Here is a 15,188-nt window from a genome sequence, read left to right as displayed (position 1 = left end):
AAATCCATGGATAGATCGATAAATAAAACTTAACCTGAACGCGCAGGGTTTATTTTTGAGAGTAAATACATTAATTAGAAAAATACTCTTTTTACTTCGCCCTGCGCGGATGCGAAGTCGGGATGGTCCACCGGACGGACCATCCCGATGCGCCGCGCTATGCCTGCGCCGCCAACGTCCGTGCAAAGGTGATATAGCCCCCGCTCAGATTACGCGCGCGCAAGCCGTGCTGAACCAGCATGCGATAGGCCACGTGGCCACGTAGGCCCGACTGGCAGCCGATCAGGATCTCCTTATCCCGCGGTAGCTCATTCAGACGTTCACGCAGCTCATCCAGCGGGATGTGCAGCGCCTGCGGATAGGTCCCATGCGCCTTCAGCTCCTGCGGCGTGCGGATATCCAGCAGACACTGGCGCGCCGGATCGCGCTGCAGTACGTCGGCAACATGGCAAATCGCGGTATCGCCGCAGCGTACGTTGGCCGCCAGCATCCCCGCCTGATTGACCAGATCTCGGGCGCTGTTATAGGGCGGCGCATAGCACAGCTCCAGGTGCTCCAGATCCTCCACCTTCAGCCCGGCGCGCTGGGCGACGGAGATCACATCAATCCGCTTGTCGACCCCCTCTTGGCCTATCGCCTGCGCCCCCAGAATGGCGCCGTCGGCCGGATCGAAAAGCAGCTTCAGGCTGATGGGCGTCGCGTGGGGATAGTAGCCGGCGTGGTTAGGCCCATGCACATACACCTTCTCATAGCCCCTCTGCTGGCGCTGCAGCAGCTTCTCACTCAGCCCGACGCTGGCGACGGTCATATCAAAAACCTTACACACCGCCGCCGCCTGGCTACCGCGGTAGCGACGGTCACGCCCCAGCATAGTATCGGCCGCAATCCGCCCCTGGCGGTTGGCCGGTCCGGCCAGCGGAACCAGCGGCGGCATGGCGTCGTCAAAGGGCGGCGCCTCAACGGCGTCGCCTACTGCATAGATATCCGCCGCGGAGGTGCGCATCCCGCTGTCCACCCGAATACCTCCGCTGGCGCCCAGCGCCAGGCCGGCGTCCTGCGCCAGGCGACTTTCCGGCCTCACCCCGATAGCCATGATCACCAGCCCGCTCTGCAGCACGCTGCCGTCGCTCAAGGTCAGGACCATGCCCTCCCCGTCGGCGGCGATCGCCTGCAGCGCCGTCCGCAGGCGCAGATCCACCCCATGGCGGCGCAGCGTCTGGTGCAGCGGCACCGCCATCTCGCCATCGACCGGCATCATCACCTGCGGCCCCATCTCCAGCAGGGTTACCGCCAGCCCGCGCTGACGCAGCGCCTCGGCCACCTCCAGACCAATAAAGCCCCCGCCGACCACGGTGGCATGCTGCGGCGACCGCGCCGCAAGGTACGCCAGAATGGCATCCATATCGTTGATGCTGCGCAGGGTAAATACCCCCGGGCTCGCTATCCCCGGCAGCGGCGGCACCAGCGGCGCGGCGCCGCAGCTCAGCAGCAGGCGATCGTAGGATTCACGGTAGGTTTTCCCGCTGGCGCTATCGCGCACCTCCACGGTTTTCCCCTGGGGATCAATAGACAGTACGTCGTGGCGCACCCGCACCTCAACGTTGAAACGCTGGCGAAAATCCTGCGGCGTCTTCAACAGCAGGCTATCGCGCTGCGGGATTTCCCCGCCGATATGATAGGGCAGGCCACAGTTGGCGAACGACGCGTACTCCCCGCGATCCAGCACGATGATCTGCGCCGTCTCAGACAGCCTCCTGGCCCTGACCGCGGCGGAGGCGCCACCGGCAACCCCGCCGACAATTACGATTTTCATCTGCTCACCTCATCGAATCCGATTATCAGACCGGCAGCGACCCGGCTCGGCGTTGCCAGCTTCCCCTCAACATTATATAATAATATATAATATAAAATAAGAAAGCGTTAGTGAGGAGGCGCACGATGACGACATCTCAAATGCACCGGCAGATGCAGCGGGCGGCGGCGGACACATCGCGGATCCTGCGCGCGCTGGCCAATCCGGATCGCCTGCTGCTGCTGTGCCGCCTCAGTCAGGGCGAGGCGGCCGTCGGTGAGCTGGAGGCGGCGACGGGGATCGGGCAGCCGACCCTCTCCCAGCAGCTTGGGGTGCTGCGCCGCCTGGCGCTGGTCACCACCCGACGCGAAGGCAAACAGATCGTCTATCGCATTGACGATCCGCGCACGCTGGCCCTGCTGGAAACCCTGCACCGCCTGTACTGCCCGCCGGCGGAACCGGCGGATGAAACGCCGGCCTAGTGCCCGCCGTCGCAGCCCCAGTCGCGGCACTTGCTGGTCTTACCGATGCCGGGATTAAGGGTATTGGTGGGATCCTGATGGCGATAAAAGGCCTCCAGCTGCGGCTTGGCGCGGTAGAGATGGCCCACGTTGTGCTCCGCCGGGTACTCCGCGCCGCGCGCATCCAGCAGCGCCAGCATCTTCGCCTTAATCGCCGCCGCATCGGCCCCCTTGCGCACGATATAGTCCTGATGGAATACGTGACACATAAAGTGGCCATAGTACAGACAGTGCGACAGATCCTGCGTCAGCTCCGGCGGCAGCTGTTCAAACCACTGCGCGTCGTTGCGCCGCAGCGCGATATCCAGCGCCAGAATGTCTTCGACCTGCTGGTCATGCACCGCCTGATAGCGTATCGCCGCCCCGGCGGCGGCGAAGCGGTGTAAAAACGCCTTGCTCCCCTCCTCCGGCGTGCAGGTAAAAAAGTCGCCGTCGGCCTGGGAGAAATAGTCGCTCAGCCACCGCTGCGCCTCCTCAATCCCGTCGCCGGCCATCTTCAGCAGCAGGTGGTGGGAATAGCGATCGCGGTACTGCTTGATGCGCGGCGGCAGATGCCCCGGCCACAGACGGCTCAGCGCCTGCATCGCGCGATCGACCGGGTGGGACGGCAGCAGCGGCACACGCTCCGCCCATGCGTCGATCCGCCCCTTCAGGTTGAAGAAGAACGGCATCCGATCCGTCCCCAGCTTTTCGATCATCAAAAAGGTATCTTTGCCGTAGCGCTCGGCGATATCAAACGTATCGCGATGCATATACTCCGCGGCCACCGGCAGGTGGGTAAAGTGGCCCAATATATGCCGCCGCAGCTCGGTCAGCACCTGGGGCCGATCGGTGCCGATATAAAACACCTGCTGGCGCGGCTCGGCGGGAAAGGTGTCCAGACGTACGGCGAACACCGCCAGCTTTCCGGCACAGCCGGAGGCTTCAAACAGACGCCGCTCATCGGCGTTAAAGCGGGCCGGCGTGGCGGCATCCACCGCCCTGACGCGCTGCGCATACTGGTGGTCGGAGGCCCGGCGCGCATCATGCTGGACATCCGCATCGCCGTAGTGCCGCTGGGCCAGATTCGTCAATATGGCCTCCGGTGTCTCGCCCAGCGCAATGCCCAGATGGTTGACCAGCTCTGCCTCTCCCCGTTCATTGACCCGTCCATACAGCGCCATTTCGGTATAGGCCGGACCGCGCTGCACCAGCGCGCCGCCGGAGTTGTTACAGATGCCACCGATCACCGAGGCGCCGATACAGGAGGAGCCGATCACCGAATGGGGCTCCCGCCCCAGCGGTTTCAGCAGCCGCTCAAGCTGCCACAGGGTGGTGCCGGGCAGCGCCACCACCTGGCGTCCCTCATCCAGCAGCTGGGCGCCACCCAGGCGCAGGGTATTGATGATCACCAGCTCGCGATCGTAGTCGTCGCCGCTGGGGGTCGACCCTTCGGTGAGGCCGGTATTGGCCGCCTGCATCAGAATAATGCGATCGGCCTCGACGCAGGCCTTGAAGATCTGCCACATCGCCAGCAGCGTATCGGGAAACACCACGGCCAGCGCGCGGCCCTGGCCGGAGCGAAAGCCTTTACAGTAACGCGCCATTTTGCGCGTATCGCTTAATACTCGGGCGGGACCTGCGATGGCGCGCAGCTGGGACAGCAGCGTCTCGGCCGGCGGGACGGGGCGGGAAAAGGGCATGGCATCACTCCTGTGACGGCGGAATAGGGTGCCGTCCAGCATAGTGTCGATCGCCTCAAGTTAACAAATAAAAAACATAACAATGCAGACTAAATAACACAATCGGGGGCGATCTGCGGCGCAAACTACCCCCCCGCGCCGCTTTGCGCTACCATGCGCTTCTTTTGGTTATGAGGCGTCACCATGACAACCACCCTGTTTAAAGAGTTTCAGTTTGAAGCGGCCCACCGTTTGCCGCACGTACCGCAGGGACACAAGTGTGGCCGTTTGCACGGCCACTCGTTTCTGGTGCGCATAGAGATCACCGGTGAGGTCGACCCCTACACCGGTTGGGTAATGGACTTTGCCGATCTGAAAGCGCGCTTCCAGCCGATCTATGATCATCTGGATCACCACTATCTCAATGAGATCGCCGGGCTGGAAAACCCGACCAGTGAGGTGCTGGCCCGCTGGATTTGGGATCAGCTCAAGCCGTGCCTGCCGCTGCTGAGCGCAGTGCGAGTCAAAGAGACCTGCACCGCCGGCTGCACCTATCGCGGCCAGTGATCAGCGGACGCCGGGGCGCAGGAACAGCACCGGCGTCACCAGCAGCGCCATCAGATAAAACATGCCGCTGGGGCTGTACTGATAGACCACGCCAGCCAGTACGGTCATCACTGCGACGCTACCCCCCATCCCCAGCGCGGAATAGACCGCCTGCAGGCGGATCACATCGCCGCCCTGACGCGCCGAGATAAAGCGCATCGCCGCCAGATGGCATACGGTGAAGGTGCCGGCGTGCAGGATCTGTATCACCACCAGCCACGGCAGCGCCGTCGTCGCCCCCATCATCACCCAGCGCAGCAGCGCGCAGAGGCAGGATAGCAGCAGCAGGCCAGACACCGTCCAGCGGCGAAACAGACGATTGCTCAGGGCAAAGATAATCACCTCGGCCACCACCCCCAGCGACCACAGGTATCCCACCAGCGACGCAGAGTAACCGGCCTGGCTCCAAAAAAGGGTGCTGAAGGCGTAATAGCCGGCGTGGGCCCCCTGCAACAGCGCGCAGCACAGCAAAAAACGCCACACCGAACGCTCCCGCAGCAACACGGACCAGGGTGTAACCTGCGCCGTCTGATGGGCGGGGCCATCCTGAGGCGGCTGCGCGGGGCGCGGCAGCATACCCAGCAGCATCGCCAGCAGTCCCCCCAGCAGGCTATACAGAATAGCCTGATGGCCAAAGGCGTTGACCAGCTCACCGGTCGCCGCCGACCCCACGATAAAGGCCAGGGATCCCCACAGGCGCACCTTGCCGTAGTCCAGCCCAATCTGGCGCTGCCAGGTCGCCGCCAGCGCGTCGGTCAACGGCACCAGCGGGCCATAGAACAGGCTGAACCCCACCATCACCGCCATCAGCCAGGCCCAGGCGCTGCCCAGCATAAAGGCGACGCCGCAGAACAGGGCGATCAGCGTCACCAGACGCAGCGCCACCAGCAGCTGAGAGGTTCTTTTGACCGCCGGGGTGATGAACAGGCTGCCGACGAAGCGGGCGCCCATCCCGGCGCCCAGCAGAATGCCGATGGACTCCGGCGAGATCCCCTGCCCCTGCAGCCACAGGCTCCAGAACGGAAGAAAGACGCCGAATGAGAAAAAATAGGTAAAGTAACTGAGCCCTAACCAGCCCGCTGATGGCAGCATATCCTCTCCTTGCCAGCGCGTATTACCTCGCTGACTTCCCGCCCACAGTGAAAATAGCCGCCTACTTTAGCTATCCACCGTGCCCCAGGCAAACGATTATTCGACGTTATCGCCGCGCCCGGCAACGCAGAAAAGGACAAGAAATGAGAACGCATACGGTTTTCAGACATTACCTGCTTTCTCTCTGGCGCCGACGCGCTATGATGCGCCGGCAAATAATCCATCAGGAGCGTATACCGTGACGCAAAGCCCTCACTCAGACTATCGTCAGATCGATGCCCGCAAGGAGGAGATCAATGAGCAGCTATGGATGATTGAGATGGATCTCAGGCCGGAGCGCCAACCGACGTCGCCGACCCAGCCGGTCGGTCTCCACATGCCGCGGCGCTCGGCGCCCGCGGCTCGGCGCTAGTGCCAACGTGCCCCGCCGTGACTCGGCGGGGCACGCTACTCAGACGATATTCAGGTATTTGTGGGTCTGCATGGAAAGGCGCCAGTTGCGCGCCAGGCACGTTTCAATACACAGGCGAGTCGCCTCTTCCTTACAGGAGATCGGCTGTAGCGCCACCACCGGCGGCAGCTCACTGTCCAAACGCGCCAGCAGCGCATCCAGCGCCTCGATATCGCGCGCCCGCGCAACCGGATGTTTTATCTCGTTGGCGCGGCGCAGCGCATCGGTAAGCACCGTCATTCCCCCGCGCATCCCCACCTTGGGGGAGACGGTCACCCAGGTTTGGGCACTGCAGCGTACCGGATGGGTTCCGCTGGTCTCTATCTGGCAGCGATAGCCGCCCTGCTCCAGCGCCGTGGTCAGCGGCAGCAGATCGTGCATACAGGGCTCGCCGCCGGTGATCACCACGTGGCGCGCCTGATAGCCACGCTGCCGTAACAGCGCAACCAGCGCCGCCGCATCGGCGCTGGCCCAGGCCTCGCTCTCCGCCGTCTTTTCAACGATCTGCGCCAGATCGGCTTGGCACTCCGGGCGCTGATGCCAGGTGTGCTGACTATCGCACCAGCTGCAGCCGACCGGGCACCCCTGCAGACGGATAAAAACCGCCGGAACGCCGGTATAAAAACCTTCGCCCTGTAAACTCTGAAATATTTCATTGATCGGATACTGCATCGTGTTCTGCCTTGTTTGAGGACGCCTCGGACGGTCGGCCATTGTGGCAGATTTCCCCGCGCACGCCAAACCGTCGCCCCCTCATCGGCCGCGATAAACGCAGCTATCGGACACAACTATTTGACCTGTCGCGTGCCATTACCCACAAAATAGCTATACATTATAGATAGGAATGGAAGGGCGCCGAAGGTGCCCCACAGACTACAGATTATGCCGCCGTGCGGCCCGTTTACAGGACAGACAGCGATGACCCCGTGGCAGATTCACCGGTTAAGCGACTACCAAAGCATGCCCTGGCACAACGGTCAGGGCACCACGCGTGAAATCATGCGGGAGGACAACGCCAGCGGCTCCCGCTTTCGCTGGCGGCTCTCGATGGCCGACGTCACCCGCGACGCCCCCTTCTCAGCCTATGGCGGCTATCAGCGGATCCTTTCGCTGCTCGAGGGGGCAGGGCTGACGCTGACCATTGACGGTTCAGCCCAGCCGCCGCTGCGCGGCAATGACATCGTGCGCTTCTCCGGCGATAGCCGGGTCAGCGGCCATCTGAGCGATGGCCCGGTGCGCGATCTCAACCTGATTTACGACCCGCGCCACTACGGCGCGCGGCTGCAGTGGCTAGATATTCGCCCCACCATGCCCCCGCTGCGCTGCCACGCCAGCACGATCCTACTGTTTTGCCGCCAGGGCGAGCTGTCGCTGACGCCGCTCGGTGCCGCGACATCGCTGCAGCTGACGCGCTATGACAGCGCCATCCTGCAAACGCCCTGTCCGCAGACCCACAGCGTGGATATCCGCGGTCACGGCCAACTGGGCGTGTTTGAACTGACGGCGTTCCCGGACTAAGCCGCGCGGCCCCCGCGCCGCGCCTTCAGCCCGCCAACTCAAGGAGAAACCCATGCTCACTGTCTTTCCGGTACTGGTGATCGTCGCCCTGGTGATCGTCTGGTCGGCGATAAAGATCGTCCCTCAGGGCTATCAGTGGACCGTCGAACGCTTTGGCCGCTACACCCGCACCCTGATGCCGGGGCTGAATCTGGTGATCCCGTTCATGGATCGCATTGGCCGTAAAATCAACATGATGGAGCAGGTCCTGGATATCCCGTCCCAAGAGGTGATCTCCAAAGACAACGCCAACGTCACCATCGACGCCGTCTGCTTCATTCAGGTGATCGATCCGGCGCGCGCCGCCTATGAGGTGAGCAACCTCAATCTGGCGATCATCAACCTGACGATGACCAACATCCGTACCGTGCTCGGCTCCATGGAACTGGATGAGATGCTCTCCCAGCGCGATCTGATCAACAGCCGCCTGCTGCAGATCGTCGATGAGGCCACCAACCCCTGGGGGATCAAAGTGACCCGTATTGAAATCCGCGACGTGCGCCCACCGGCGGAGCTGATCGCCTCCATGAACGCCCAGATGAAGGCCGAGCGTACCAAGCGCGCCGATATTCTGGAGGCCGAAGGGGTGCGTCAAGCCGCGATTCTGCGTGCGGAGGGGGAGAAACAGTCGCAGATCCTCAAGGCGGAGGGGGAGCGCCAGTCCGCCTTCCTGCAGGCCGAGGCGCGCGAGCGCGCCGCCCAGGCGGAAGCCCAGGCCACCGCCATGGTGTCGGAGGCCATTGCCGCCGGTAATATGCAGGCCATCAACTATTTTGTCGCGCAGAGGTATACCGAAGCGCTGCAGCGTATCGGGGAGTCGAATAACAGCAAGGTGATCATGATGCCGCTGGAGGCCAGCAGCCTGCTGAGCGCCGTCGGCGGGATCAGCGAGCTGCTGCGTGCAGACAGCCGCAAGGATCGCCAGCCATGATGGCCTATCTGCTGCAGAACCCTCACGGTCTGTGGCTCACGCTGGGGGGACTGCTGCTGGCCGCCGAGCTGCTCGGCGCCGGGGGCTATGCCCTGTGGAGCGGCTGCGCCGCCCTGCTGGTCGGGCTGCTGCACTGGCTGTGGCCGTTTGGCTGGGAGGCGCAGCTCACCCTGTTCGCCCTGCTGACGGTGATCAGCGCCCTGCTGTGGTGGCGCTGGCAGCGCCGCGGCGCCGCGGAAGAGGCCGCGGATAGCGCCCTCAACCAGCGCGGCCGCCAGCTGATCGGCCAACGGGCGATCCTGGAGCAGCCCCTGGTCAACGGCCATGGACGTCTGCGCCTCGGCGACAGCAGCTGGCGCGTCACCAGTACTCAGGATCTGCCCGCCGGACAGTGCGTCCAGGTGCGCGCCGTCAGCGGCATCACGCTGGAGGTTATCCCCTGTGCCCCGCCCCGCGACAGCAGCCGGCCAGATCGTTAATGATCGGGCAATCGGCGCTGTCGTCGCCGGGACAGGCCTGCGCCAGCGCCGCCAGCCGGTCACGCATCGCCTGCAGATCGCGGATGTGCGCCTCGATCTCCGCCACCTTTTGCAGGGTGCGCTGTTTTACCTCGGCGCTGTGGCGATGCTCGTCGTGGAACAGCGCCACCAGCTCTCGGCACTCCTCCAGCGTAAAGCCGACCTGGCGCGCCTGACGCAGCAGCGTCAGCTCCTCCAGCTGGGTCGCCGCATAGTGGCGGTAGCCGTTATCCCCGCGCAGCGGCGGCGTCACCAGCCCTTTTTCCTCATAAAAACGAATGGCCTTGCTGCTCAGGCCGGTTTTTTTCGCCACTTCACTAATATTCACCCGTCCCCCTTGACCTTAACCTTGCGGGAAGGTTTAAGCTTAAACGTAATTGAATACGACGCCAATCGGCAGGCTATCGCGCCGCACCCTGGGCGTAACCATTTGCGAGAGAGGTTTCACCATGTCACAGACCCAGCTGTTCGCCCTGCAGGGGCTTTCCTGCATGAACTGCGCTAAAAAAGTAAAAAATGCGCTGGAGGCCCGTCCCGACGTCGAGCAGGCCATCGTCAATACGCCGCGCTATGCCCGGGTGATCGGCAGCGCCAGCGCCGCTGATATTATTCAGAGCGTCGAGCAGGCGGGTTACCAGGCCGCGCCGGCCGGCAATGCCGATGTCCGCCTGAGCCTCAGCGACCTGAGCTGTGGCCACTGCATCGCCAGCGTCACCCAGGCGCTGGAGGCCGTGCCCGGCGTGGACGCCGCCATGGTGACCCTCACCCAGGCCGATATCTATGGCCAGGCTGACAGCGCAGCGCTGATCGCCGCCGTACAGCAGGCCGGCTACCAGGCGCAGGCCATGGAGGGCGCACACCCAAAATCTGAGCCGCTGCCCAGCACTGATGTTGCAATGCCGGAAACCCAGGCAGCGGCTCTCGACTCTACTCCGGCAGCCACCGCGTCCGTCGCCCCCGCACCGCGCGCCGACGATGACGACAGTGTACAGCTGCTGCTCGAAGGCATGAGCTGCGCCAGCTGCGTGCTGAAAGTGCAAAACGCCCTGCAGGCGGTGCCCGGCGTAGCGCATGCCCGGGTCAACCTGGCCGAACGCAGCGCGCTGGTCAGCGGCCACGGCGATCCGCAGGCACTGGTCAGCGCCGTGCAGAACGCCGGCTACGGCGCGGAGATAATCCAAGATGAGGCGCTGCGCCGCGCCCGTCAGCATGAAAGCGCGCAGAAAGCCGTGCGCGCCTTCCGCTGGCAGGCCGCCGTGGCGCTGGGGCTCGGTCTGCCGCTGATGGCCTGGGGGCTGTTTGGCGGCTCGATGACCTTGACCGAGCACAGCCAGATACCCTGGCTTATCGTCGGGATCGCCACCCTGGCGGTGATGATCGGCGCCGGCGGCCACTTCTATCGCAACGCCTGGCGTAGCCTGCTCAACGGCAGCGCCACCATGGATACGCTGGTGGCGCTGGGCACCGGCGCCGCCTGGCTGTACTCCATCAGCGTCAACCTGTGGCCACAGATTTTCCCGCCGGAGGCGCGCCACCTCTACTATGAGGCCAGCGCGATGATCATCGGCCTGATCAACCTGGGACACGCGATGGAGGCGCGGGCGCGTCAACGCTCCTCCAGCGCCCTGGAACGCCTGCTGGATCTAACGCCGCCAACCGCTCGCCTGGTGACGGAAGAGGGCGAGAAGAGCGTACCGTTAGCCGAGGTGCAGCTGGGAATGACCCTGCGTCTGGTCACCGGCGATCGGGTGCCCGTCGACGGCGAGATCCTCTCCGGCGAGGCCTGGCTGGATGAGGCCATGCTGACCGGCGAGCCCATCGCACAGCAAAAGGGCGCCGGCGATCGGGTGCACGCCGGCACCGTCGTCACCGATGGCAGCGTGCTGTTCCGCGCCGCCGCCATCGGCAGCCAGACCACGCTGGCGCGCATCATTAAGCTGGTCCGCCAGGCCCAAAGCAGTAAGCCGGCCATCGGCCAGCTGGCGGATCGCATCTCCGCCGTCTTTGTGCCGACGGTGGTCGCCATCGCCGTCATCAGCGGGCTGATCTGGTTCTTCTTCGGCCCGCAGCCGCACCTGGTCTATACCCTGGTGGTCGCCACGACGGTGCTGATCATCGCCTGTCCCTGCGCGCTGGGGCTGGCGACGCCGATGTCCATCATCTCCGGGGTCGGCCGCGCCGCCGAGCTGGGGGTGCTGGTGCGCGACGCCGATGCGCTGCAGCACGCCAGCGAGCTGGATACGCTGGTCTTTGATAAAACCGGCACCCTGACCGAAGGGATGCCCAAGGTGATCGCCGTCCATACGCAGGAGGGGATCGATGAAGCGCAGGCCCTACGCTGGGCCGCCGCGCTGGAAAGTGGCTCCAACCACCCGCTGGCGCGCGCCATTAGCGCCCGGGCCGAGGGGCAAGCGCTGCCGCCGGTCACTCAGTTCCGCACCCTGCGCGGGCTGGGGGTCAGCGGTGAAGCCGAGGGCCATACCCTGCTGCTGGGCAACGCGGCGCTGATGGCGGCGCAGGGGGTTGATACGCACGCCCTGGACGCGCTGCTGGCGCAGCAGGCCAGCCAGGGCGCCACGCCGGTGCTGCTGGCGGTCGACGGTCGCGCCGCGGCGCTGCTGTCGATTCGCGATCCGCTGCGCGGCGACAGCGTCGCCGCCCTGCAGCGCCTGCACGGTATGGGCTATCGGCTGGTGATGCTGACGGGAGACAACCCGCTCACCGCCCAGGCGATCGCGCAGGAAGCGGGGATAGATCAGGTGATCGCCGGCGTGCTGCCGGAAGGTAAGGCGGAGGCCATCAGATCGCTACAGCAGGCGGGGCATAAGGTCGCCATGGTCGGAGACGGTATTAACGATGCCCCGGCCCTGGCGCAGGCCGATGTCGGCATCGCCATGGGCGGCGGCAGCGATATCGCCATTGAGACGGCGGCCATCACCCTGATGCGCCATAGCCTGAGCGGCGTAGCCGATGCGGTGGCGCTGTCGCGGGCCACGCTGCGCAACATGAAGCAGAACCTGCTGGGCGCGTTTGTCTATAACTCGCTGGGTATCCCGATCGCCGCCGGGGTACTCTACCCGCTGACCGGCACCCTGCTCAGCCCGGTGGTCGCCGGCGCGGCCATGGCGCTCTCCTCCATCACGGTGGTCAGCAACGCCAACCGCCTGCTGCGTTTTACCCCGAAGGACTAAGCGGCCTCTGAAGACAAAAAGCACCGGAAACCGGTGCTTTTTTTTCGTCCTCAGGTAGCATGAAGAGATTACCGCACACTGTAATGGCGGCTGCCTGAATGCGGCGGCGCGCCCTGCCGGAGGCATCATGTTCAACCGACTACGGCACCTGGCCGCCCGTCTCGGGCTGCTCCCGCCGCCACGCTACCCCTATCCGGCCCTTGACGTACACCTGCGCAGCGGCGTCCGCCTGCATCTGGTCGCCAGCATTCACATGGGCAATGCCGCGATGTCGCCGCTGCCGGAGCCCCTGCTTCAGCGCGTGCGCCGGGCGCAGGCGCTGATCGTCGAGGCCGATATCACCCGCCCCGATAGCGATATCAGCAGCCCGCCCCAGGCGCAGCCGCTCTCGGCGCGCCTGGACGCCGCGCGCTACGACGCACTCTGTCAACGCTGTCGCGAAACCGGTCTGGCCGTTGCGCGCCTGGATGACTTTCCCCTGTGGCGCTGCGCACTGCTGCTGCAGGCGCAGCAGGCGCAGCAGCTGGGGCTGTGCAGCGAGTTCGGCATCGACTGTCAGCTGCTGAACTGCGCCCATGAGGCGCAGCGGCCAATCGTGGAGCTGGAGGGCACCCAGACTCAGCTGGACATGCTGTACCGGCTCCCCGATCAGGGGCGTGATCTGCTGGATGATACCCTAGAGCACTGGCACAACAATGCCCGCCTGCTGCAGACGCTGATCGGCTGGTGGCTGGCCCCCCCGGCGGTTCTGCAGACGCCGCTGCCGATGACCTTTTGCCCGGCGCTGGCCGACGTGCTGATGGCGCAGCGCAACCGCGCCTGGTGCCAGCGTCTTAACGCCCTGCCACCGGGATCGTATGTGGTGGCCGTGGGCGCGCTGCACCTGTTTGGCGAACAGGGGCTGCCGGATCTGCTGGCGCCCCATGCGCTGACGGCCTGAGCCCGCCCCTCAGGGAGTCAGTCTGTCCAGCGGCCAAGAGTCGAACAGGTAGCCGTCAAAGTCGATATCATCGACGTTAGAAAAGGCCAGCAGGCGCCGCTTCACGTTTTCCAGGTGCTGCCACATGGCCAGCTTGGCGGCCCGGGCATCCTTCTTGATCAGCGCGGCCAGGATCTGGCGGTGGTCGGCCAGCCAGGCCGTACGGTAGTGCGTATCCGCCAGATGACGATGCAGCTGGATCCACATCGGATTGTGCTCCCGCCACTGCCACGACTGGCGGAACAGATCCACCAACATGCTGTTATGGGTCGCTTCGGCGATGGCCAGGTGAAACTGCATGTCGCCGCACTCCGGTCCATCGGGCGCGGTCGAGGCCAGCTCTTGCTCCTCAAGCTGCAGCGCATGGCGCATCTTGATAATATCCTCACGCGTCGCCTGCAGCGCGGCAAACTCGGCGATATTGCTCTCCAGCAGCTGACGAGCCTGCAGCAGCTCAAAGGGGCCGGCGTCATTACACAGGACGCTCTCCGCCTGCGCCGGCGCTTCCAGCACAAAGATCCCGGCGCCGCGCCGCACCTCAACCAGTCCATTGATCTCTAACATGATCAGCGCCTCGCGCACCACGGTACGCGTGACGCCCAGCCTCTCGGCAATATCTCGCTCCGGCGGCAGGCGCTCGCCGGGGCGATAGGGCGTCTGGGCGATCAGATCGCGGATCATCGCCCCGATCTCCTGATAGGGCCGCCGTTGCACCCTGTGATCTTTCATCATATAACACCCGCCAGCTCCAATGATTTAACGCCGAACTATACCACCGCCCGCCGACGTCGTGGCCACCGGCGCACGGAAAAACGAAGCGGATCAAATAACATCGGTTCAGCCACCCGCATCCCGCCTCCGCGCATCGTCGCCCCGCAAAAATCTCACGGCGATCGCGGGGCTCTCGCGTCAAATGAAACCCCCGCCGTAAAAATCAATCGATTGAATAAAAAAGAAAAAATCACCGTCTCACGGCATCGCCAAAAGATATAGCAAGCTATTAGTCACTTAAATAATAAATAAAGTGGTGTGATAACCGTCGCATTATTGGTCAACCAAAAACATATAACATGTCGGCCGAATTTAAATTGGTTGACCAAATGACAGGGATTTTATGCATATTCTCAATATACTCTGGGTCGTATTCGGCATCGGACTGATGCTGGTGCTGAACCTCAAGTTTCGTATCAACTCGATGGTGGCGCTGCTGCTGGCGGCGCTCTCCGTCGGCATGCTCGCCGGAATGGATCTCATGGCGCTGCTGCATACCATGAAGTCCGGCTTCGGCAGTACCCTGGGTGAGCTGGCTATCATCGTGGTGTTTGGCGCCGTGATCGGCAAACTGATGGTCGACTCCGGCGCGGCGCATCAGATAGCCCATACGCTGCTGGCGCGTCTGGGGCTGCGCTATGTTCAGCTCTCCGTGATCATCATTGGCCTGATCTTCGGCCTGGCGATGTTCTATGAGGTGGCCTTCATCATGCTGGCGCCGCTGGTGATCGTCATCGCCGCCGAGGCCAAAATCCCCTTCCTGAAGCTGGCAATCCCAGCCGTCGCCGCCGCCACAACGGCGCACTCACTGTTTCCACCGCAGCCGGGGCCGGTCGCTCTGGTTAACGCCTACGGCGCGGATATGGGCATGGTCTATATCTACGGTATTCTGGTCACCATTCCGAGCGTCATCTGCGCCGGTCTGATCCTGCCCAGGTTTCTCGGTAACCTTGAACGCCCGACGCCGGCGTTTCTGACGCCGGATGTCCCGGTCGATCGCGATAACCTGCCTTCGTTCGGCATCTCGATTCTGGTGCCCCTGATCCCGGCGATCATTATGATCTCAACGACCATTGCCAACGTCTGGCTGGTCAAAGGGACGCCGCTCTGGGAGGTCT

General features: G+C 63.9%; 15 protein-coding genes. 9 read left to right on the top strand and 6 right to left on the bottom strand.

Annotated elements, in window-relative coordinates:
* Positions 1-157: 157 nt before the first annotated feature.
* Positions 158-1,813: an FAD-dependent oxidoreductase gene (locus tag BRD58_RS05635; protein ID WP_073381934.1), complete on the bottom strand. Its 1,656-nt coding sequence runs from the start codon at positions 1,811-1,813 to the stop codon at positions 158-160.
* 125 nt (positions 1,814-1,938) lie between these two features.
* Here BRD58_RS05635 and BRD58_RS05630 point away from each other — a divergent pair, with 125 nt between their 5' ends.
* Positions 1,939-2,274 carry an ArsR/SmtB family transcription factor gene (locus BRD58_RS05630; protein WP_225857595.1) on the top strand — a complete coding sequence of 112 codons (336 nt, stop codon included), beginning with the start codon at positions 1,939-1,941 and terminating at the stop codon, positions 2,272-2,274.
* Here the strand turns inward: BRD58_RS05630 and dld are convergent.
* Positions 2,271-3,995: a D-lactate dehydrogenase gene (gene dld, locus BRD58_RS05625; RefSeq protein ID WP_015461138.1), complete on the bottom strand. Its 1,725-nt coding sequence runs from the start codon at positions 3,993-3,995 to the stop codon at positions 2,271-2,273. The genes BRD58_RS05630 and dld overlap by 4 nt on opposite strands.
* 183 nt (positions 3,996-4,178) lie before the next feature.
* Between dld and queD the strand changes: the two genes are divergently transcribed.
* Positions 4,179-4,541, top strand: coding sequence for a 6-carboxytetrahydropterin synthase QueD (gene queD, locus BRD58_RS05620; RefSeq protein WP_073381931.1), 363 nt, complete (start codon positions 4,179-4,181; stop codon positions 4,539-4,541).
* Here queD and BRD58_RS05615 read toward each other — a convergent pair whose 3' ends face one another.
* Positions 4,542-5,672 carry a 3-phenylpropionate MFS transporter gene (locus tag BRD58_RS05615; protein WP_012847910.1) on the bottom strand — a complete coding sequence of 377 codons (1,131 nt, stop codon included), beginning with the start codon at positions 5,670-5,672 and terminating at the stop codon, positions 4,542-4,544.
* A 238-nt stretch (positions 5,673-5,910) separates the two neighbouring features.
* On the opposite strand from BRD58_RS05615, the gene BRD58_RS18075 reads away from it, so the two are divergent.
* Complete coding sequence (locus BRD58_RS18075) at positions 5,911-6,084, top strand: hypothetical protein (RefSeq protein WP_012847909.1); 174 nt, start codon at positions 5,911-5,913, stop codon at positions 6,082-6,084.
* A gap of 39 nt (positions 6,085-6,123) precedes the next feature.
* Here the strand turns inward: BRD58_RS18075 and queE are convergent, their stop codons facing one another.
* Positions 6,124-6,795, bottom strand: a complete 672-nt coding sequence (queE, locus tag BRD58_RS05610; RefSeq protein ID WP_069578339.1) for a 7-carboxy-7-deazaguanine synthase QueE — start codon at positions 6,793-6,795, stop codon at positions 6,124-6,126.
* 246 nt (positions 6,796-7,041) lie between these two features.
* On the opposite strand from queE, the gene BRD58_RS05605 reads away from it, so the two are divergent.
* Genes BRD58_RS05605 through BRD58_RS05595 form a run of 3 tightly spaced genes read left to right on the top strand, consistent with a single transcriptional unit; the run spans position 7,042 to position 9,090 of the window.
* Positions 7,042-7,641 (top strand): HutD/Ves family protein, encoded by a 600-nt coding sequence (locus BRD58_RS05605; RefSeq protein ID WP_012847907.1) that lies wholly within the window; start codon positions 7,042-7,044, stop codon positions 7,639-7,641.
* Positions 7,642-7,693: 52 nt separating this feature from the next.
* Entirely contained in the window at positions 7,694-8,611 is a 918-nt protein-coding gene (locus tag BRD58_RS05600) for an SPFH domain-containing protein (protein ID WP_012847906.1), read from the top strand.
* Positions 8,608-9,090, top strand: coding sequence for an NfeD family protein (locus tag BRD58_RS05595; protein WP_012847905.1), 483 nt, complete (start codon positions 8,608-8,610; stop codon positions 9,088-9,090). Before BRD58_RS05600 ends, BRD58_RS05595 begins: the two co-directional genes overlap by 4 nt.
* Here the strand turns inward: BRD58_RS05595 and cueR are convergent.
* On the bottom strand, positions 9,044-9,457 hold the full coding sequence (gene cueR / locus BRD58_RS05590; protein ID WP_012847904.1) for a Cu(I)-responsive transcriptional regulator: 414 nt from the start codon (positions 9,455-9,457) through the stop codon (positions 9,044-9,046). The two genes, BRD58_RS05595 and cueR, sit on opposite strands and share 47 nt — an antisense overlap.
* A gap of 121 nt (positions 9,458-9,578) precedes the next feature.
* On the opposite strand from cueR, the gene copA reads away from it, so the two are divergent.
* Positions 9,579-12,320, top strand: a complete 2,742-nt coding sequence (copA, locus tag BRD58_RS05585; RefSeq protein ID WP_073381929.1) for a copper-exporting P-type ATPase CopA — start codon at positions 9,579-9,581, stop codon at positions 12,318-12,320.
* Between the two features lie 127 nt (positions 12,321-12,447).
* On the top strand, positions 12,448-13,260 hold the full coding sequence (locus BRD58_RS05580; RefSeq protein WP_012847902.1) for a TraB/GumN family protein: 813 nt from the start codon (positions 12,448-12,450) through the stop codon (positions 13,258-13,260).
* Between the two features lie 9 nt (positions 13,261-13,269).
* On the opposite strand, the gene uxuR is transcribed toward BRD58_RS05580, so the two are convergent.
* A complete protein-coding gene (gene uxuR, locus BRD58_RS05575) occupies positions 13,270-14,028 on the bottom strand; it encodes a Uxu operon transcriptional regulator (RefSeq protein WP_015461135.1) in 759 nt (252 codons plus the stop codon).
* A 385-nt stretch (positions 14,029-14,413) separates the two neighbouring features.
* On the opposite strand from uxuR, the gene BRD58_RS18205 reads away from it, so the two are divergent.
* A partial coding sequence (locus tag BRD58_RS18205) for a gluconate:H+ symporter (protein ID WP_236721575.1) occupies positions 14,414-15,188 on the top strand: 775 nt, incomplete at its 3' end.

The sequence above is a fragment of the Edwardsiella piscicida genome, assembly GCF_001896205.1.
GTDB lineage: Bacteria > Pseudomonadota > Gammaproteobacteria > Enterobacterales > Enterobacteriaceae > Edwardsiella > Edwardsiella piscicida.
Note: the sequence above shows the minus strand (reverse complement) of the source record. Positions and strands in the feature narration are given on the sequence as shown.